17 protein-coding genes are annotated in these 20,456 nt (G+C 61.8%); 11 read left to right on the plus strand and 6 right to left on the minus strand.

Translation table 11 applies throughout. From position 1 onward, the window contains the following. Positions 1-550: 550 nt before the first annotated feature. Genes GEU01_RS01310 through GEU01_RS01320 form a run of 3 tightly spaced genes read right to left on the minus strand, consistent with a single transcriptional unit; the run spans position 551 to position 4,300 of the window. A complete protein-coding gene (locus GEU01_RS01310; protein WP_019084625.1) occupies positions 551-1,930 on the minus strand; it encodes a c-type cytochrome in 1,380 nt (459 codons plus the stop codon). After that, on the minus strand, positions 1,923-3,560 hold the full coding sequence (locus GEU01_RS01315) for a GMC family oxidoreductase (protein ID WP_010506903.1): 1,638 nt from the start codon (positions 3,558-3,560) through the stop codon (positions 1,923-1,925). Before GEU01_RS01315 ends, GEU01_RS01310 begins: the two co-directional genes overlap by 8 nt. A 17-nt stretch (positions 3,561-3,577) precedes the next feature. Beyond that, entirely contained in the window at positions 3,578-4,300 is a 723-nt protein-coding gene (locus GEU01_RS01320) for a sorbitol dehydrogenase family protein (RefSeq protein WP_019084626.1), read from the minus strand. Positions 4,301-4,812: 512 nt separating this feature from the next. On the opposite strand from GEU01_RS01320, the gene GEU01_RS01330 reads away from it, so the two are divergent. Further along, positions 4,813-5,916, plus strand: coding sequence for a glycerophosphodiester phosphodiesterase family protein (locus GEU01_RS01330; RefSeq protein ID WP_019084627.1), 1,104 nt, complete (start codon positions 4,813-4,815; stop codon positions 5,914-5,916). Between the two features lie 11 nt (positions 5,917-5,927). Here the strand turns inward: GEU01_RS01330 and GEU01_RS01335 are convergent, their stop codons facing one another. Together GEU01_RS01335 and GEU01_RS22180 are read right to left on the minus strand one after the other, a co-directional pair. Then, positions 5,928-6,746 carry an FTR1 family iron permease gene (locus tag GEU01_RS01335; RefSeq protein ID WP_019084628.1) on the minus strand — a complete coding sequence of 273 codons (819 nt, stop codon included), beginning with the start codon at positions 6,744-6,746 and terminating at the stop codon, positions 5,928-5,930. 2 nt (positions 6,747-6,748) lie between these two features. Continuing rightward, on the minus strand, positions 6,749-7,090 hold the full coding sequence (locus GEU01_RS22180) for a cupredoxin domain-containing protein (RefSeq protein ID WP_026018396.1): 342 nt from the start codon (positions 7,088-7,090) through the stop codon (positions 6,749-6,751). A 199-nt stretch (positions 7,091-7,289) separates the two neighbouring features. Here GEU01_RS22180 and hmpA point away from each other — a divergent pair, with 199 nt between their 5' ends. The 10 genes from hmpA (at position 7,290) to GEU01_RS01390 (ending at position 18,502) form a co-directional block, all read left to right on the plus strand. After that, positions 7,290-8,498 carry an NO-inducible flavohemoprotein gene (hmpA, locus tag GEU01_RS01345; RefSeq protein ID WP_019084630.1) on the plus strand — a complete coding sequence of 403 codons (1,209 nt, stop codon included), beginning with the start codon at positions 7,290-7,292 and terminating at the stop codon, positions 8,496-8,498. Positions 8,499-8,500: 2 nt separating this feature from the next. Next, complete coding sequence (locus GEU01_RS01350) at positions 8,501-8,869, plus strand: DUF488 domain-containing protein (protein ID WP_019084631.1); 369 nt, start codon at positions 8,501-8,503, stop codon at positions 8,867-8,869. A gap of 230 nt (positions 8,870-9,099) precedes the next feature. Continuing rightward, positions 9,100-9,795, plus strand: coding sequence for a glutathione S-transferase family protein (locus GEU01_RS01355; RefSeq protein WP_026018397.1), 696 nt, complete (start codon positions 9,100-9,102; stop codon positions 9,793-9,795). 92 nt (positions 9,796-9,887) lie between these two features. Next, positions 9,888-11,510, plus strand: coding sequence for an ABC-F family ATP-binding cassette domain-containing protein (locus GEU01_RS01360; protein WP_010506919.1), 1,623 nt, complete (start codon positions 9,888-9,890; stop codon positions 11,508-11,510). Between the two features lie 72 nt (positions 11,511-11,582). After that, positions 11,583-13,961: a heavy metal translocating P-type ATPase gene (locus GEU01_RS01365; protein ID WP_019084633.1), complete on the plus strand. Its 2,379-nt coding sequence runs from the start codon at positions 11,583-11,585 to the stop codon at positions 13,959-13,961. Positions 13,962-14,040: 79 nt separating this feature from the next. Then, positions 14,041-14,379 carry a metal-sensitive transcriptional regulator gene (locus GEU01_RS01370; protein ID WP_010506923.1) on the plus strand — a complete coding sequence of 113 codons (339 nt, stop codon included), beginning with the start codon at positions 14,041-14,043 and terminating at the stop codon, positions 14,377-14,379. Between the two features lie 288 nt (positions 14,380-14,667). Next, positions 14,668-15,051, plus strand: a complete 384-nt coding sequence (locus GEU01_RS01375; protein ID WP_019084634.1) for a hypothetical protein — start codon at positions 14,668-14,670, stop codon at positions 15,049-15,051. Between the two features lie 60 nt (positions 15,052-15,111). Continuing rightward, positions 15,112-16,932, plus strand: a complete 1,821-nt coding sequence (locus tag GEU01_RS01380; protein ID WP_019084635.1) for a copper resistance system multicopper oxidase — start codon at positions 15,112-15,114, stop codon at positions 16,930-16,932. Next, the gene (locus tag GEU01_RS01385) at positions 16,929-17,741 is read left to right on the plus strand and encodes a copper resistance protein B (protein ID WP_019084636.1); all 813 of its coding nucleotides are present in this window, start codon (positions 16,929-16,931) and stop codon (positions 17,739-17,741) included. The genes GEU01_RS01380 and GEU01_RS01385 overlap by 4 nt, the downstream gene beginning before the upstream one ends. A 191-nt stretch (positions 17,742-17,932) precedes the next feature. Next, a complete protein-coding gene (locus GEU01_RS01390; RefSeq protein ID WP_232272375.1) occupies positions 17,933-18,502 on the plus strand; it encodes a hypothetical protein in 570 nt (189 codons plus the stop codon). Between the two features lie 203 nt (positions 18,503-18,705). Here the strand turns inward: GEU01_RS01390 and GEU01_RS01395 are convergent, their stop codons facing one another. Further along, positions 18,706-20,442, minus strand: a complete 1,737-nt coding sequence (locus tag GEU01_RS01395; protein ID WP_019084638.1) for an SGNH/GDSL hydrolase family protein — start codon at positions 20,440-20,442, stop codon at positions 18,706-18,708. Between the last annotated feature and the right edge of the window lie 14 nt (positions 20,443-20,456).

A 20,456-nucleotide genomic window follows, 5' to 3' on the forward strand; every position in this document is an offset into this window, starting at 1 on the left:
CCGCAAGGCAGCCGGTGGCCTGTCTGGCTTCCTTTTGCCAGACATCTTAATTTCCCTGTTGATTTACAATACAGAATAACCATCCATTTCCATTTTATGTAAAACTTATCCAGTTACATAAAAAACGGACACCTCCAGACCCATGAAATACATGGTTCATGCGCATCCTGGGGTGGCGCCATGCATCATGTACAAAGCAACAACCCGCAATCAGACTGTCAGGGGCAGTCCTGTATTGCCGTATGATTTCCGCGTGGATCGCGCGATGTGTGGGTCAGGGCAATGTTTTTTTACGGCAGATAACAGGAACCTGCCTTTTGGATTTTCAGGAAAAGGCGACGTTTCCTGAAGCTTCCTGAAAAAAGCTGCGCCAAAAGCTTCTTTATGATCTGCCGGATATCATGATGGGAAGCTTTTGAAACAGCCTCTCGATCAGATCGGGAAACATTATAAATAACCGTGCCTGATGACGGGCATAACCGAACAAAAAATCCCGACAGCCCTTGCGCCATATCATGCGGCGTTAGGCCTGTCGGGATTTCGTATCATGTTACGGCGTCTTGGGAAGCTGCTTGCGCATCTTTTCAACCTGGTCCGGCGTCACCCCATGGTCGCCGCTGCCAAACGTGGAGGTCACGTAATTGACCAGGGCCGCGATCTCGGTATTGCTCAGCCGCTGCACGTCGGAACCATGGTCAAAGCCGGGCATGTAGGCATGCAGGCCGCCGGCTGTCCGGTCCACACCGTTCAGGACCGTCATGATCAGGTCATCCGGATGCGCGGACCCCACAACCGAATTATGGAACAGCGACGGCGCGTAATGGTCACTGGTGCCCGCCCCGTCACCACCATGACAGGCGGCACAGTTCGCATCATAAATATGCGGGCCGGTCATTTCATCAAGCTTGTCGATCCGTGTCAGTTCGCCCGAACGGATATCCGGCACATCAAGCGCCTGCCCGAACTGCGCACGGGGACTATGTTCCGCCTCATCTTCCTTGGCCGGGACCTGAAGGATGTAGGCGGCAAGGGCATGCAGGTCATCATCGGTCAGGTGGCTGGTGCTGTGTTCAACCGCCTCACCCATCGGCCCTGCGGCCTGGCTCAGACCCGCGACATGACCGGTCTTGAGATAGGTGACGAGATTATCCTCGCTCCAGGTACCGATGCCGCTTGTCTTGCTCGACGTGATGTTGGGCGCATACCAGCCCAGAAGCGGCGCACCGGCAAGGTAGCTGTCCTGCTCCTCGCTCAGCATCATGTTGCGCGGCGTATGGCAGGTGCCACAATGTTCAAGCGCATTGGCCAGGTACCTGCCACGACGCATCTTGTCATACGTGGCGGAATCCCCGGTTTCGGGCGAGACACTGCCCGCGACAAGGTTCCACACCGCCATGGTGATGCGCAGATTGGCGGGGAAGTTCAATTCCGTCACCGGCGGCGTTACGGCAACCGGCTTCACCCCATGCATGAACCAGACATACATGGCCTTCACATCATCATCCGTCATGCCGGAATAGGACACGTACGGCATTGCGGGATAAAGGCGGCTGCCATCGCGGCGGATGCCATGGCGCACGGCCTTTTCAAAATCATCTTCGGTATATTTTCCGATGCCATGGTCGGGGTCGGGCGTAATGTTGGTCGAAACGACATCACCCATGGGCGTGGTAATGCGCAGCCCCCCGGCAAAGGCCTTGCCACCCGGCGCGGTATGACAGGCGACACAGTCACCGGCCGTCGCGATATATTCGCCACGCGCCAGAAGGTCCGCCGAAGGGGCGGCCGGTGCGGCGGCTGCCGGGGCCGCTGGAGCCGCCGGCGGAGTCCCCGCAGGGTCATCCGCCCGCGCAGGCATTGCGGACAGGGAAGCAAGGGCAGTACCCGTGACCAGAACCGACCACAGGATCTTGCGTTTAACGTCAGGCATGGGTCAGTTCTTTTTTAAGTGTATCGGCAACACGCAAGGCAAGTGCTGCGACCGTCAGGGTGATGTTGCCGGTTCCGACCGATGAGAAAACGGACGAACTCGCGATGAACAGGTTTTCGTGGTCGTGTGTGCGACAGAAGCCGTCAACCACGGAATCCTTGGGGTCGGTGCCCATGATGGTACTGCCGGCGGGATGATCCTGCGGGAAGTAACCCGGTGTCCACTGTTCATCCGTGCCATGCATGAGACCGATCAGGTCCTTGAACAGGCCACGGGTATGTTCGCAGCTTTTCACCGTATATTCAGGCAGCTTGTAATAGACTTCCGGGTGGGGAATGCCCAGCGCGTCCTTGTATGTGGCACTCAGGGTCAGCCGGTTGTCGGGATCGGCCAGCCCTTCGTTATGGCTGAACAGCCGCACGGTATGGGAAGCAAGATAGCGGATCTGCTCCTCCAGTTCCCTGCCGACATACCCCTTGGAAATGGCAAGCGCGGTTGCAAGGTCCACCTGGTTGTCATCAACCATATGCACCAGGTACGCGCCGCGTTCATTGCGCCAGTTCCCATCACGGAAATTGTCGATCACGTTGGTTTCAAGCGGGCCACGGCCGGGCCACAGCGCCTTGTCACCACTGATGAACGTGACCTGCACGCCGGTATGGTCCATCATGTTGCGACCGACATGGCCGGAACTGTTGGCGATGCCGTCGGGGCTCTGTTCATCGGCCGAGTACAGCATGAGCTTCGCGGTTTCGATGCAGTGCGCCGCAATGACGAAATACTTGCCGGTCACACGGTGCGATCCCTTCTCGGGATCGTAATAATGCACGGCGGTGACACGCTTGTTCGCGCTGTCACGTTCAATCCGGTACACCACCGCGTTGGGGACGAACTTCGCACCCGCCGCCTCGGCATGATAGACGGAATAGCTGCCGTTATACATCGCCCCGATGGGGCAGATCGGCATGCAGTTGTTATGTCCCTCGCAGGTCGGGCGGTTGTCATAGGGCCGCGTGTTGCGGGCCTGCGGTTCATGCACGACGCGATACGGGGTCTTTTCACGGATCAGGTTGCGAAACTGCTCCGCGGCATAGGAAATGGGCAGCGCATCCATCGGATAGGGCTGCCTGCGTGGCGAACCGAGGTCTTCCACCGCCGGGTCCGGGCCACAGACGCCCATCATGACCTCGGCCTGGTAATAGAACGGTTCGAGATCGTCATATTTCAGCGCCCAGTCACGGCCCTGTCCATAACGGGTCTTCAGTTCAAAGTCCGACGGCAGGTAACGCCATGCGCACCCGGCCCAGTGCCATGTCGTGCCACCCATCATGCGCAGGTAGACCTGCTGGTAGGCTTCGGCATCCGGCCCGGTCGTGTGCAGGTACTTGTTGGGCGTTATCTGGTTGGGCGGATGTTCGGCCCAGGGCACGCAGGGAAAGGGCCCCTGATAGGAGGGCTTGTTTTCCAGGTTGCGGAAATTATCGACAAAATGCTGGCGGTCGACACGGGGGCCGGCTTCCAGCACGATGACGGAAATACCCGCGCGCGCCAGTTCATTGGCAATGGAACTGCCAGCGACGCCGGATCCGACGATCACGACGTCTGCGGAAAGGTCTTGTTCGGAAGGCATGGGGGATGCTCCGGATATCAGGTGGGTTCTACAACGAATTTCGAAGGCGAAAGGGCAGGCTCGCCAGTTGGAACGGCCACTTCCGGTGGGGTCTGGGTCCAGTAGAACGGCCCGCCCGCAGCATAGGTCTTGGGATAGATGGCATCCTTGGTGATGTCGAACATCAGCGCGGATCGGTACACAACCACCTTTTCATCGGCGACACCACGGTACCATGCCGTCATGATGTCATGAATGACATCCTTGAACGCGACATCGCTGTGTTCCGCGGCCCTGGCCAGTTCGCGGGCGCTGTCGAATTTACCGCCCGCCATCAGGTCATGCAGCTTCTGCATCTGGTCACGGCGTTCGGGCGTTGCCTTAATGATGCGGGCGTACAGCGCGCTGCTGATACGTTCATCCAGCACGTCACGGTCGGTCAGACGGCGCGAGAGCGCAAGGAACAGCGGCGCGACTTCATCCTGCGCCCCTGCATCAGGGGTGGCGGCAATGCCCCGGCCCGCGCCAAGCACCACGGCGGCGGCCCCCATCGCACCCAGCAGCACATCGCGACGCGACATGCGCAATGCGCGGTTCATCCGTATGGCATTGGGGGTGGACAGGTGGATACTGGTGGGAAAACTGGGCTGGTCTGCAGCCATCTGGCGTCGCCTCTCATGCATGTTGGTCCAGCAGGAATGCCGGAAAACAGGCATGACCGTGCGGGATGCAATAATGCCATCACCGATACCGCCACTCACGCCGGGTCTGCAACCTTTTATACTCCCATATTAACGTATAGCAGATTCACGTTCAGCGAGTAAAAGCGGCGAAACCGCTATACAGACATGTTTTGTAAAGACATCTGCCCCCGTTAAATACGTCACGCACTGCAAAGTCGATCACATATCATTTATGCCATCCCACGCAGGATGCCACCGGGGCGGGAACAATACCGGGCAGCACATGACAAACATGCACATGCCGTGCATAATTACTTTCCCATGACAAGAGAACTGCATTCCCGCAATACGCATTTCCATGTATTGCCGTGCCGGTATCATTTATTCATTCAGGAACCGGAAATACGCGAAGCCTTGCAGGCAACCGGAATCCATCTGCCGGAACAATACTCCCCTACCCTGATACTGGCGACGCGGAAATTCCCGACCGGATACCCAGATGGGCCCCGGCCCGGTGGCATTGCAAATCCCATTGCACCGCGCGTGATCTTCCCTGACTGTTGTCCCCGCAACAGGCCGGAACAGGATTCATGCTGACACGCAGACTGATTATGACAGGCGCCCTGTCAGGCATGGCGACCATGACGGCACGCCGGGCTTTCGCCGCCCCCTCACTTGCCCCCCTGCCCTGCGTCATGGCGCATCGTGGCGCGTCTGCCCTGCGGCCCGAACACACGCTGGCCGCCTATGCCAGGGCGATCGCGGATGGCGCGGATTATATCGAACCCGACCTTGTACCCACAAAAGATGGCGTGCTGGTCGCCCGTCATGAAAGCCATATTACCGGCACCACGGATGTCGCCAGCCGCCCGGAATTCGCCACGCGCCGCCGCACGCAGACCATTGACGGCGCAAGCGAAACCGGATGGTTCACCACGGATTTCACGCTGGCCGAACTCAAGACCCTGCGTGCGCGCGAACGCCTGCCCGACATACGCGCGGCCAACACGCGTTATGACGGGCATTTTGACATTCCGACCTTCGAGGAAATCATCGATTTCGTTGCCGCCGAAGCCGCAACCCGCGGGCGCATGATCGGCCTGATCCCGGAAATCAAGAACGCCACGCATTTCCACCAGCTTGGCTTTGCACCGGAAGAGACGTTCGTGCGCACCATCGCAGCGCACGAATACACCCGCTACTGCCCGCTGGAGGTCCAGTCCTTTGAAATCAGCCCCCTGCGCCTGCTGCACGGCCGGGTGCAGGCCATCAACACACAGGCGCGCCTGATGCTGCTGATGGGCGAACGCACGGAACATGTTCCCGACACGGCGGGCACCGCCACACCGCTCACCTTTGGTGATCTCATGACGGCTGAGGGCCTGCGCCACGTGCGGGATTATGCGGACGTGATCGGCCCGTCCAATGCGGACATCATACCGCGTGACGCAACCGGCGCATGGCTTGCGCCGACATCGCTGATCGATGATGCGCACCGTGCCGGCCTGCTGGTGCATTCCTATACCTTCCGGCCCGAAAACCACTTCCTGCCCGTCCACCTGCGCAATGGCGCGGGGGACAATGCGCGCAACCCGCAGGGATCAATCGCGGAAATCCGGCATTATCTGGATATGGGGCTGGATGGCTTCTTTACCGATGATCCCGCCATCGGCCGCCTTGCCCTGCGCGGCTAGGCGGCGCCCCATCAGGCACGGGCGGCAGGCCGCCTGCGCACAAGGCGGGTCGCGATGATCATGGTCGCCAGCGTCACCGCCCATGTGATGACCTGCACCCCCATGGGCCGGTCGGAATAGCCCAGCAGCGCCTTGGCCGCACGCCCCACCATGCTGCCATCGGACAGCAGCCACGATGTATCCCATACCTCATAGCCAAGGGCGGGGATCAGGTCGTCCCCCGCCAGCAGGCCCGCCGCCTGGCTGGCCATGCCCGCCGCCAGAAAGGCGATCAGCAGTCCCGTCACGCTGAACAGGCGGCTGAGCGGAATGACGATCAGCCCCCGGTACAGCAGCCACGACAGCGCCGCCCCCGCCGCAATGCCCAGCGCGCCCCCCGTCAGCATGGCCGCTGGTCCGGAATGGGTCGAGACCGCGATGCCATACAGGAACAGCACGACCTCCACCCCTTCGCGCAGCACCGCCACGGCGACGACGACGGACATGGCGGCCAGCGAGCGTTCACCGGATACGACCTCCGCCCCCAGCGTCTTCATCTCACCCGCCATTTCGCGCCCGTGACGGGTCATCCACACCGTATGCCAGCCCAGCATCAGCACCGCGATGCACAGGATCGTGGCAGAAAATACGTCCTGCCCGTTGCCCGACAGGGCCGCGGACAGGCTGCCCGCGAATACGGCCACGATCGCAGCCCCCGCAACACCCGCCGCAATGCCACCGGCAACCCAGCGCCCGCGCCCCGGAATGCCCTGTGTCGCCGCCAGCACGATCCCGACAATCAGACCCGCTTCCATGACCTCACGAAAGACGATCAGCAGACTTCCCAGCATTCTCAGGGCTCCTGTGTCACGGTGACGGTGCCCGTCGCCTGATCGGGGTGATAGTCGTCAAAGAATTTGTAGGTGCCGTGATGCAGCGGTCCCGCATGAACGGTGATCGTGCCGCCGGAGACCACGATCTTCTCAAATTTCAGGTCGTAGCTTTCGAATTCATCCGTCGTGTCGTCATGGTTGTCCAGCACGATCAGGAAACGCTGGCCCGCCGGAACCGTGATGTGGTCGGGGGTGAAATGGTGATCCTTTACCTCCAGGTGTACGGGATCCATCGCCCTTGCCGCCGGTGCAGGCAGGAGTGCCGCAAGCCCGACACATGACAGAACGGTTAGGTAACGCATACGGCACACTCCAATAACGCGCGCATGTTATGCGATTTATTATCACTGTCAATTACACCAGCACCCGAACGCGACCCCGTGCGCGCCAGCAATACGGATCGTGCATGAGGGATATGTGCGCCAATAAAGATATGCATCGTTGACATCTTTTTAACAGGCATTAAAGATGTTTTTATTATACATCTTAAAGGACCCGAACATGGCATCGCCCCTGGATGACAAGACCCGCAGCATCATCAAGGCCTGCGTACCCGCGCTGGAAGCGCACGGCCTGGCGATCACGACGGAAATGTATCGCCGCCTGCTGGCCAATCCGGACATCCGCGACCTGTTCAACATTTCGCACCAGAAGGATGGGGAACAGCCAAGGGCGCTGGCGCTTGCGGTGCTGGCCTATGCCCGCAACATCGACAACCTTGGCGCCATGGCCGGTGCGGTCGAACGCATTGCGGAAAAGCATGTCGGGCTGAACATCCTGCCTGAACATTATCCCTATGTTGCCGATGCCCTGCTGGGTGCCATCGCCCATGTTCTGGGGGATGCGGCAACCCCCGAAATCATGGAGGCATGGGGCAAGGCCTACTGGTTCCTGGCTGAAATCCTGATCGGACGGGAAGAACAGATTTACGTGGCCCATGCCGCAGCACCGGGTGGCTGGGTCGGCTGGCGTCCCTTCCGCGTCAGCCGCCGCGTGGCGGAAAGCGAAACCGTCACGTCGTTTGAACTGACGCCCGAAAATGGCAGGCCCGTCATGCGCCATGTGCCGGGGCAGTATCTCAGCTTTCGCCTCGACGTGCCGGGATATGGCTCGGAACGGCGGAATTACAGCATTTCTTCCGCACCCGGTTCACAGTCCTACCGCATCAGCGTCCGTCGCATCGACAATGGCGTGGTATCCGACTGGCTGCATGACAGCGTGCACGAAGGTACGGTACTGCAGGTTTCCGCCCCGGCGGGTGATTTCACGCTGGGCAACCCGGTTGCCGCACCCATCGTATTCCTCAGCGCAGGGTCTGGCCTGACGCCCTTCATATCCATGCTGGGCGCGCTGGGTGCGGGTGCGGCCAGGGGCGTGCGTTACATCCACACAACCCGCACGCCCGCAACGGAAGCCTTTGGCCCCTATATCCGCGATCTTGCGGCAAGGGGCATGCTGCGCGCCGACCTGTTCTACAGCCGCGCGACACCGCAGGCGGCACAGGACGCCACGGGCGTCACCACCCATGCAGGCCGCATGACACCGACATGGCTTGCACGGGAAATCGACCGGACCGCGACATATTATATCTGCGGCCCCGACGGCTTCATGCGTGATGCCATAGCCACGCTGAAGGCCGGTGGCGTGCCCGAAAGCCAGATCCGTTTCGAATTCTTCGGTTCGGCGGCCGATGCGACACTGGTCGGATAGGCATGGCGCACACCATTCACGTCAGGCGGGTCTATGACCCGCCCGAGCCCGATGATGGCAGCCGCGTGCTGGTGGACAGGCTGTGGCCCCGCGGGGTCAGCAGGCAATGCGCCGACCTGACCATATGGCTGAAGGACATCGCCCCCAGCACCGCCCTGCGGCAGTGGTTCGGCCATGATCCGGCCCGGTGGGACGGGTTCCGGGAACGCTATATCGCGGAACTGCAGGCAAATCCCCAGCCGGTGCGGCAGTTACTGGACATGGCGCGCGCCGGTCCCGTGACCCTGCTGTATGGCGCGCGTGACACGCAGCATAACGAGGCGGTCGTGCTGGCCGCCTGCCTGCATCGTCTGCTTGACCACGCAGCCTGAACGATCCCGCCATTTCCTGTGTCATCGTGACAGAAGGCATGCCTCCCGCCCCGACCGGTCGCGGGGACATGCCTTTTTTCGTGTGCAATGGCAGGGGAACCAAAGCCATGGGCGCTGCTTAGCAGAACATAGGCATCGCCCTGACCGGCACGTTATTCCAGTGCCGCTGGCTGTCCGTAACAACGGGCCTGCCGGGCGGGGCCGCCTGCCAAATGGAAGGACCGCGTATCATGATTACCGTGCATCATCTGGACAATTCACGTTCCCAACGGATCCTGTGGCTGCTGGAGGAGCTGGAAATTCCCTACGACATCCGGTTTTACAAACGCGACCCCAGGACCATGATGGCCCCCAAATCCCTGCGCACCATTCACCCGCTGGGCAAGGCCCCGGTCATAACGGATACGGATGGCAACGTGACGCTGGCCGAAAGCGGGGCGATCATCGAATACATCATTGATAAATATGGCAATGGCCGACTGGCGCCCGCGCGGGACACGCCCGAATACATCCGGTTCATATACTGGCTGCATTATGCGGAAGGGTCCGCCATGCCGCCGCTGCTGCTCAAGCTGATATTCGGGCTGCTGCCCAGGCGCGCGCCCATGCTGCTGCGCCCCTTCGCCTTCCTGATCGCCTGCGGGGCGCAGTCACGGCTCATCAACCCGCAGGTCAGGCTGCATATGGATTACTGGGAACGCAGCCTGTCGGAAAATGAATGGTTTGCGGGCCAGGACTTTACCGCGGCCGACGTCCAGATGAGCTTCCCCCTCGAGACCGCCGCCGCACGCGCCGGGGCCACCGACAGACGGCCCCACGTGGCGGCATTCCTGCGCCGCATCCATGACCGTCCCGCCTATCAGCGCGCCCTGCTGCGGGGCGGGAAATATGCCTATGCCAATGCCGGAAGCCCGCCCGCGTCGTGACAGGCGGACAGGGCGGCATGGCCCGGGTGATGGTTTACGCTCGGTGCGCGTTCGTATTAAGTGCGCGGGCATTCCCATCCGCCCGAGGTTCCATGATTCGCCTAGACAACATCACCAAGCATAATGGCCAGCGGCTGGTCTTTATCGAAGCCTCGGCCGCCCTGCAGAAGGGGGAAAAGATCGGTCTGGTCGGACCCAACGGGGCGGGCAAGACAACCCTGTTCCGCATGATCACGGGACAGGACGAACCTGACGAGGGCAATATCCTGATCGATCGCGGGGCCACCATCGGCTTTTTCAGTCAGGACGTAGGCGAGATGGCCGGACGCAGCGCCGTGGCCGAAGTCATGGACGGCGCGGGCGCGGTGTCCGAGGTCGCGGCCGAACTGTCTGCGCTGGAAGCCGCCATGGCCGATCCCGGGCAGATGGACCAGCTTGACAGCATCCTTGAACGCTTTGGCGAGGTACAGGCCCGTTTCGAGGAACTGGGCGGTTACGCACTGGACAGCAGGGCGCGCGAGGTGCTGCACGGCCTTGGCTTCAGCCAGGAGATGATGGATGGCGATGTGGGGCGGCTTTCGGGCGGGTGGAAAATGCGCGTGGCCCTGGCGCGCATCCTGCTCATGCGGCCCGATGTCATGCTGCTGGATGAACCGAGCAACCATCTCGACCTTGAAAGCCTGATCTGGCTGGAACAGTTCCTGGCGGGTTATGATGGCGCGCTGCTCATGACATCACATGACCGGGCTTTCATGAACCGTGTCATCAACAAGGTGATCGAGATTGATGGCGGCAGCCTGACCAGCTTTTCGGGTGATTACGAGTTTTATGAACAGCAGCGCGCCCAGAACGAAAAGCAGCAGCAGGCGCAGTTCGACCGCCAGCAGGCGGCGCTGGCCAAGGAAATCAGTTTCATCGAACGCTTCAAGGCCCGAGCCTCCCACGCGGCACAGGTGCAGAGCCGTGTAAAGAAGCTGGAAAAGATCGACCGTGTCGAACCACCCAAGCGGCGGCAGGCGCTGAGTTTCGATTTCCCGCCCGCCCCGCGATCGGGCGAGGACGTGGTCAAGTTGCGCGGCGTGGACAAGCGGTATGGCGAACGCATCATCTACCACAACCTTGACCTGCTGGTGCGGCGCAGGGAGCGGTGCTGCATCCTTGGCGTCAACGGCGCGGGCAAGTCCACGCTGCTCAAGCTGGTGACGGGCACGACACAGCCCGACGCCGGCACGGTAACACTGGGGGGCAGCGTGAAGATGGGGTATTTCGCCCAGCACGCCATGGACCTGCTGGATGAAAGCCGCACGGTGTTCGAAACGCTGGATGACGCCTTTCCACTGGCCAGTCAGGGATCACTGCGCGCACTTGCGGGCAGCTTCGGCTTTTCGGGCGATGAGGTGGACAAAAGCTGCCGCGTGCTGTCGGGCGGTGAAAAGGCGCGGCTGGTGATGGCGCTGATGCTGTTTGACCCGCCCAATTTCCTGGTGCTGGATGAACCGACCAACCATCTGGACATCGCAACCAAGGAAATGCTCATCAACGCGCTGGCCCAATACGAGGGCACGATGCTGTTCGTATCGCACGACCGGCATTTCCTGTCCGCGCTGTCCAACCGGGTGCTGGAACTGACCCCTGACGGGATCCACCAGTATGATGGCGGCTACAGTGAATATGTCGCGCGCACCGGGCAGGAAGCACCGGGACTGCATGCCTGATCACGGCCACACATGACTTGAAAATACCATAGGGGGGTATAAATCAGGATCTGTACGCGAAGGAGTACCGCCGTGTCCCAGACCCTGAGTTTCCCCGTGGGCGGCATGTCATGTGCCGCATGCGCCGCGCGTATTGAAAAGATCCTCAACCGTCAGGACGGCGTGCAGGCATCCGTCAACTTCGCCACCGGGCGCGTGCAGGTGGTGCTGGACACGCCCGCCGCCACGATCAATGCGGTTGTCGCCGCCATCCGCAAGGCCGGTTTCACGGTGGATGAAAGCAGCGTGGACCTGTCGATCACCGGCATGTCCTGCGCGGCGTGTGCCGCGCGTATTGAAAAAATCCTCAACCGCCTGCCCCTGACACAGGCCAGCGTGAACCTGGCCACCGAACGGGCGCATATCGTATTCGTACCCGGCATTGCGGATGCGGACACCTTCATCGCCCGCATTGAAAAAGCCGGTTTTGGCGCATCACTGGTAAATGACAGCGCGCCGGATGACACGCACGCCCGGCGTCTTGCCGCATGGCGGGCGGAACGCGCCCATTTCCTGCTGCTGCTGGCCCTGTCGCTGCCGTTTTTCGCGCAGATGGTGCTGATGCCATTTGGCGCCATGTACATGATGCCCGGCTGGCTGCAGCTTGTACTGGCGGGCGTGGTGCAGTTCTATGGCGCGCGGCATCTGTACCAGCGCGCGTGGAATGCCGTGCGGGGTGGTGGCGCGAACATGGACGTGCTGGTGGTGATGGGGACCAGCATCGCGTACGTCTTCAGCGCAACTGTCGTGATCGCCCACCTGCACCAGCCGCTGTATTTCGAGGCCAGTGTCGCGATCATCACCCTGATCTCGCTCGGCAGGCTTATGGAGGCCCGTGCGCGTGACCGGACCAGCGCGGGGCTGGAAAGCCTGCTGAAACTGCAGCCGTCGCTTGCGCATGTTCTGGTCAATGGCGCGATGGTGGACCGCCCCGTGGCGGATGTACGGCTGGGGGATATATTCGTGGTGCGCCCCGGCGAAAGCATCCCGGTTGATGGACAGGTGAGCGAAGGCACATCCGAAGTCAACGAAGCCATGCTGACGGGGGAAAGCCTGCCAGTGCTGAAACAGGCGGGGGCCCGAGTCTTTGGCGGCACCATCAATACCAATGGCGTGCTGCGGGCCACCGCCACCGCCACCGGCGTGGGGCATGACACGGCGCTGGCGCATATCGTGAAAATGGTTGAACAGGCGCAGGGGTCAAAGGCGCACGTACAGCGACTGGTGGACCGGATATCGAATATCTTCGTGCCCACGGTCATCACCATCGCACTGGTTACGTTCGTGGTCGGCTGGCTGGTGACGGGCAATGCGACGTGGAGCCTGGTTTCCGCCGTGTCGGTACTGGTCATCGCCTGCCCGTGCTCTCTCGGGCTTGCAACGCCCACGGCCATCATGGTGGGCACGGGACTGGGCGCGCGCTGCGGCATCCTGTTCCGCAATGCGGATGCACTGGAACGCGCACAGAAGCTGACCACCATCATCATGGACAAGACCGGCACCCTGACCGAAGGCCAGCCAACCGTCAGTGACGTGGTACCCGCACCGGGCGTGGATGCCAGCAGGCTGCTCAGCATCGCCTGCGCACTGGAGCAGGATTCCGAACACCCGCTGGCCCGCGCCATTGTCGATCACGCCACGGCGGCGGGCCTGTCACCACTGCCTGCAAGCGATTTTCGCGCCATGCCCGGCATGGGGGTAACGGCCACGGTTGACGGCGTGCCTGCATGCCTTGGTTCCCCCCGTTTCATGGCGGATCATGGCATGGCGCCCGATGATGCCGTAACGGCCAGGCTGGAACACGAAGGCCGGACTGTCATCGCAGTTGCCGCAGGCGGCCATCCTGTCGGCCATATCGCCCTGACGGACCGCCTGCGGCCCGACGCCATACGCACCGTAAGCGCACTGAAGGCGGCAGGCATCCGCGTCATGATGCTGACGGGCGACAACCCGCGCAGCGCGGCCATCGTGGCGAAACAGGCTGGCGTGGATGATTTCATGGCGGGCGTCCTGCCTGGTGACAAGGCACAGGCCGTCAGGGCCTGCCACGATCAGGGCGGCGTGGTCGGCATGGTGGGGGACGGGATCAATGATGCCCCGGCGCTGGCCGCTGCCGATGTCGGCTTCGCCATTGGCGCGGGGGCGGCCATTGCGCTGGACACGGCGGATATCGTGTTGATGAAAAGCGAACTGACCAGTGTGCTGGACGCCATTTCCCTGTCGCGCGCCACGCTGTCCAAGATCCGGCAGAACCTGTTTTTCGCTTTCATCTACAATATCCTTGGCCTGCCGCTGGCGGCCTTCGGGCTGCTCAACCCGATCGTGGCGGGGGCCGCCATGGCCATGAGTTCGGTATCGGTTGTCAGCAATTCCCTGCTGCTCAACCGCTGGAAGCCCGGCGGACGGATATGAGCAGTGCCACAGCGTAGGCACATGGAATGGCTTGTGATAGCCATATGGACGCGACAGGACAAAAACGGCGAAGGCACGCATGGCAAAGCACGAAGAACTGGCGACACAACCGGCAGGCTGCGCGCATTGCGCCCCGCCCACTGACAAAAAAGTGGAACAGCCGCACAAGAAGGCCCTGATCAACCGTGTCCGCCGGATTGAAGGACAGGTGGGCGGCGTGCTGAACATGATCGAGGATGACCGTTACTGTGTCGATATCCTGACCCAGATTTCAGCGGTGAAATCGGCGCTTGATGGTGTCGCCATCCAGATCCTGTCCACCCACGCCAAAGGCTGCGTGCGCCAGTCGGTCATGGATGATGGCGGGGACGAAGCGATCGAGGAAATGCTGGGCATCGTGCGCAAGCTGATCCGCTGACAAAAGACTGACAGATGAAAATAAAAGTTTCCCGGTGTCGCCCTTTTCCAAAAAGGCGGCGTTACCCCGAAGCTTTTTGAAAAAAGCTTCACCAGAAACTGCCTTATGATGTGCATGATGGCGCAGGGGCGGGTTTCTGGAACACCCCCTGATGCCTGCATGCGCAAAACAGGCATCTGTCCTGTAATGCCTGCGCCATTACGCGGAAAAACACTTTTCTTTATGCCCCCCGTGGGTATTATGCAGACACGTTCTGTTATGCGATTTGCCTGTGCGTGGGAGCCCTGAATGATCAGGACACATGGCCGGATCTGGATTGGCCTGCTGGCCTGGCTGCTGATGCAGACCGGGCTGCTGGTCGCATCCTTTCCCGCTACCGCACAGGCGCATGATGCGATGGTGCCCTGCACCGCCGCCACCGCCCCCCATTGCATGACACCGGCACAACTGACCCACATGGCGCACATGCACCATAAGGAAGGCCAGTGCTGCCATGTCCATGTCAGTTCAACCGACATGCCGGCCCCACCGGCCACCCTGCTGCCCCCGCAACCCGGGGCTGGCACGCAATCCTACCTGTCACCGCCGCAGGCCCGCCTGGCGGGCGGTGACTGGCTGCGCCCCATGCGGCCACCCAAATCCCGGAACATGCACGCGCCATCAGGCGTATGATGTACCCGCCATCCCATCGGGATGGCGGGATGTGACTGCCCTGTTTCCGGAATTTTTCCCATGTTCAATGCCTCTCGCACACGGGACGGCCTGACACGTCGCCGTTTCGTCACGGGTCTGGGGGCTGGCGGGCTGCTTGCCGCCATGCCCCTGCCCGCTTCCGCCAGTCCCGTCACATCAGGCATGGTCCCTGCCGCATCCAGTGCGACATGGAACCTGCGTGTCGGCCGCCAACGTATCGAACTCGACCGCAAGGTCCTGCACGCTCCCTGTATCGGGGGGAATGTACCCGGCCCCATCCTGCGCTGGCGGGAGGGGGATACCGTGACCCTGAACGTCACCAACACGCTGCGGGACGAGGATACCTCCATCCACTGGCATGGCATCCGCCTGCCCGCCAATATGGATGGCGTGCCGGGGCTGAGCTTTACCGGCATCCCGCCTGGTGAGACCTTCACCTATCGCTTTCCCGTCCAGCAGGGCGGAACCTACTGGTACCACAGCCATTCCGGCATGCAGGAAGCGCAGGGGCTGTACGGTGCCATCGTCATCGACCCGCGCAGTCCTGACCCGCATGCATGCGCGCGGGATTATGTCATCGTACTGTCCGAATGGACCGACGTGTCGCCCATGGACATGATCAGCAACCTCAAGATGCAGGATGATTACTACGTTTTCCGCCAGCGCACGCTGGCGTCCCTGCCGCGTGAGGCGCGTGCGGCGGGCAGTATCGGCGCGGCGCTGAAGGACCGGCTGCAATGGTCGCGCATGCGCATGGCCGCGACCGATATTTCCGATGTCACGGGCATCATCTACACCTACCTGCTGAATGGCCATGCCCCCGACATGAACTGGAGCGGCCTGTTCCGCCCCGGCGAGCGGGTGCGGCTGCGGTTTGTCAACGCCGCGTCCATGACGTTTTTCGATATCCGCATACCCGGTCTGGAAATGCTGGTGGTCCAGGCTGACGGCAATGATGTCGAACCCGTGCCGGTGGATGAATTCCGCATCGGCGTGGCCGAAACCTATGACGTGATCGTCCAGCCACGCGACAGCCAGGCCTATACGATTTTTGCCCAGAGCGAGGACCGCACCGGCTATGCCCGTGGCACGCTGGCCCCGCAGCCCGGCATGGCCGGTCCCGTCCCCCCCATGGACCCACGCCCGGTGCGCACCATGATCGACATGGGAATGGGTGACATGAAACCCGGTGAGGACATGAAGGGCATGGATATGCCCGGCATGACGAAAAAAGACGACCGGACGGGTGGCATGCACATGCCTGACATGGACCATGGGGACATGGGACAGATGGACATGGACCACATGGACCATGCCATGCCCGCGACGCCGGTCATGGAAGTGGATGATCCGGGTCCGCCACCCATCAATGTCGAAAACCAGAATGTCGCGAAAATGCCGGTGGACCGTCTGGGCAGCCCCGGTGACGGGCTGGAACACAATGGCCGCCGCGTGCTGGATTACCGGCAGCTACGCGCCACCCGCCCCGGTACCGACCCCCGCCCGCCATCGCGTGAAATCATCCTGCACCTGACCGGCAACATGGAACGCTACATATGGGGGTTCAATGGCCGGAAGTTTTCAGAATCCGGGCCGATCCGTCTGAAACTGGGCGAACGGGTGCGCTTCACCCTCATCAACGACACGATGATGGAACACCCCATTCACCTGCATGGCATGTGGAGCGAACTGGAAAACGGACAGGGTGACCACCGTCCCTACAAGCACACCATCATTTCCCAGCCGGGATCGCGGCTGAGCTACCTTGTCACGGTCGATGCGCCGGGCATGTGGGCCTATCACTGTCACCTGATGCTGCATATGGAACTGGGCATGTTCCGCACGGTGATCGTGGCATGAGGCGCGCGCTTCTGCTGGTGGTCCCCATCGTGACCATCATGAACATGCCTGCGCTGGCACAGGTTCCCTCCACCACCACGGCCACGACAACGCAGGCGACGAAACCGACCTACCGCGCGGCCGACGCCCCGTCGTCGACACCGGTCGTTTATCTGGGCAACATGAAGCCGGTCATGGATCATGCCAGTTATTTCCATGGCATTCTGGATGAGTTCGAGGGGCGTTACGCCCCCGGCGGCTCGGATTTTCGCTGGGATGGTGAGGCATGGTACGGCACGGATTACAACCGGGTCTGGCTCAAGACCGAAGGGACGCTGGAACATGGCCGCCTGCATGATGGCGACCATGAACTGCTGTACAGCCGCGCGGTCTCGCCCTATTTCAATGTGCAGGGTGGCGTGCGCGCGGATATTGACGACGGGCCGACACGTACATGGGGCGCGCTGGGGGTGCAGGGACTGGCGCTGTATGAATTCGAATTCCAGGCAACCGCCTATGTCAGCGACCGGGGGCGGTTCGCCACCCGCATCGAAGGATCTTATGATTTCCTGCTGACCAACCGGCTGATCCTGCAGCCGCAGGCGGAATTCAACCTCTATACCAAATCCGATCCCGCACGCCAGGTTGGCGCGGGCCTGTCGGATGTCGATGCGGGATTGCGCCTGCGCTATGAAATCTGGCGCAAATTCGCGCCTTATGTCGCGGTATCCTATGCCGGCTATCTGACGCAGGCCCGCCGGATCGTGCATGACCAGCACGGGGAGACGGGGGCATTACGTTTTACCTTTGGCATTCGAAGCTGGTTCTGATCCACCACAAGATCCATACAACATGACGAAGGTAATTGTCGCGGCGCATTCCCGACCCTATATTTTGATGCATGGATGCATCCCGTGGTGGTGAAGGGCCTGTGCCTTTCGCGTATCGTGATGCAGCCATGGACCCTTCATGGTCGTGCAAAACCGTACCCATGAGTTTTTCCTGATGGAGGATTGGGAAAATGCCTATCTGTAAACCTGCCAGAACAGGCGCGTTCTGCGCGCTGGCCGCCATGCTGATGGGTGGTGGCCTTGCCACACGCCCGGCACAGGCCCAAACGCTTACGGTCATTGATGCCAGCGGGCACCCGGTGGGCGTGATCGTTCCCCGACAGGTGGAAGCCCCGCCAATGCTTGATGCGATCGACCAGATGATGGACCGCGAATTGGCCGAGATGGAAGCACGGCAGCAGCGGATGATGCGCCTGATTGACCAGGCCATGCCCAACCCGGCGGCCGCCCTGCCCACCCCTGCCCTTGATACCCGTGACGGTCACGGACAGGCCAGCATGTACCAGAGTGTCACGACCATATCATGGGACAGCAATGGCGCCCCGTGCAGCCAGACCGTGACCAGCACCAGCAATGGCCGTGCCGCCCCCGTCGTTCAGGTCGCGACCCGTGGCGATGCCGCCTGCGCCGCGAAAATGGCCCCGGCCGCCAACCGGCAGGCGCCAGCCACGCGAACACAGGACCTGACCCCGGCCATGGATACGACCCCTGCACGGCAGGCCGTGGCGCATCCTTTCTGAACAGACCTGTCTCCGTGTCCCCGCCCATGCCGTACCGGCATGGGCGCTTTATTGATCTGGACAGCCATCTGACAGAAAAACAGAACTTTCTGGTGAAGCTTTTTCCAAAAAGCCCCGGGACAGGGTCATCCAGCACGCGGTTTCCGGGCATGGCGGGTATGGACGCAGCCTGTCCGTCGTCCATACCCGCATCATGACGGCATTTATTTACTGAACAGGGATCCGATGCGATCCCATACATACTTCGCCATTACTTCATGCCCGGCCTGATTGGGATGCGTCGTATCGGGATCCCATGTTTCATGGTCAAGCACGTTGGCAAGGGGCTGCCCGGCGGCAAAGGGATCGATGGTGATGTCGGCACCGATGGTACCCTTCGCGATCGCATCATGAACGGCGGCACGGGGGGAGCCGCCGGTCTGGGCCTCGTCAATGATGGCGACGGTATAACCCGCCGCCTTCAGGCGACTGACAATCTGCTTCAGGTTACCCACCGTGTCGGCAGCAGGGATATGGTAGGCGGGCAGGTGGTCATTATAGCCGCCAAAGACAACGGCCACCTTGCGCGCGGCGCCACGAGCCACGGTCTCGGCAGCGGGCAGCATGTCGAGCATCTGCCGCGTCGTAGCCCCCGACACCGCGAAATCATAACTCTGGTAACGCGCGAAGCGCTGCATGAGGTACGGCCAGTTCCGGCCATCATGCACCCGGAATCCCTCGGTCCGGCTGTCACCGATGGCGACAAAGACATCACGCAACTGCGGCATGTAGTCCCCTGCCACCGCAGCAGACGCGGCAAAGTCCTGCGTCTGCGCTGTCGTCGGGGCGTGGTCGGCTATGACAATACCGGTCCACTGCCCGGTATTGCGCCCCTGCACGAACCATGGCCCGCCATCTGCATTATAGCCGATATACCCGCCCGACAGCGTGCCACCGGGCAACATGCCCGGCAGGGTGACATGCGCATTGCCCGCCTGCAGCGTGTAGCCACCGGGTCCCGCCGCCACGCCAGTCGCCGCGGGCGAACTGGTAATGACCAGGTCGGTACGCAGGTCGGGGCTGCGCGTGTCGGCAACATGGACAAACCCGTCAAGGGTATAGCTGCCCATGAAGGCCTTGAATTCCCGCCCGCTGCCCGCCTGCCCCAGCAGGACCGGCATGGGAACGGCCGCATTGCCCGAATTGGACGAGGCATAGGTGCCGGTGGTCCCGAAGAAGAAGCCATCGGCCGCGACCTTCAGCCCCTCCGGCAGCACGAAGCCGCCAGCACCGTTTTCCTCACCCCATGACAGGGTATCGATCCCCCCGACCCTGACCGCGCCGATATGGACGACATGATGGTCCGGCGTTGCCGTAATGTGGTTGCCATGGCCGGACTGGTCATACACCCGCACCACATTTGCGAACGTACCGGGATCGCGGGCGGACAGCGCGCGTTGCAGGGCCACGGTATCCAGTCGGCCATCGCCACCAATGGCCAGCGTGGTGGTGACCATCTGGCCAGCCGACACCGTCTCGATATCAAGGGCAGGGCCGGCATAGCCACTGACCAGCCGCATCGGGCCGCCGGCAAAGACGGTGTGGGAACCGAATGCGTCACCCGGCAGGCGGACCGCGACATTTTCCCACCGGGCATCACCGGGCGCCACCGACACCGCGCGCCATACCCGGCCCGATGCCTGCCACAGGTCACCTGCGCCATAACCCCGGCGGCTGTCGTCATCACGCCGGGGTGCGCGGTCCAGCCCCCCGCCCGCATGGTCGGGTGCGGGGATGCACACCGTATCCCCCCCCGCCAGCCCGCATCCCGCCGCCTGCGCCTGCGCCTGCGCCAGAAGCGATGGCGCGGTCATGGCCGCAAGGAAGACTGCCACCTGTCTGTGCGTTTTCATGTCATGCTGTTCCCGAAAGGTGATGGGACCGTGCTGGCGTCCCGGCATTGAAGGATCATGGC

This window comes from Komagataeibacter europaeus LMG 18890 (assembly GCF_000285295.1).
GTDB classification, from domain to species: Bacteria; Pseudomonadota; Alphaproteobacteria; order Acetobacterales; family Acetobacteraceae; genus Komagataeibacter; species Komagataeibacter europaeus.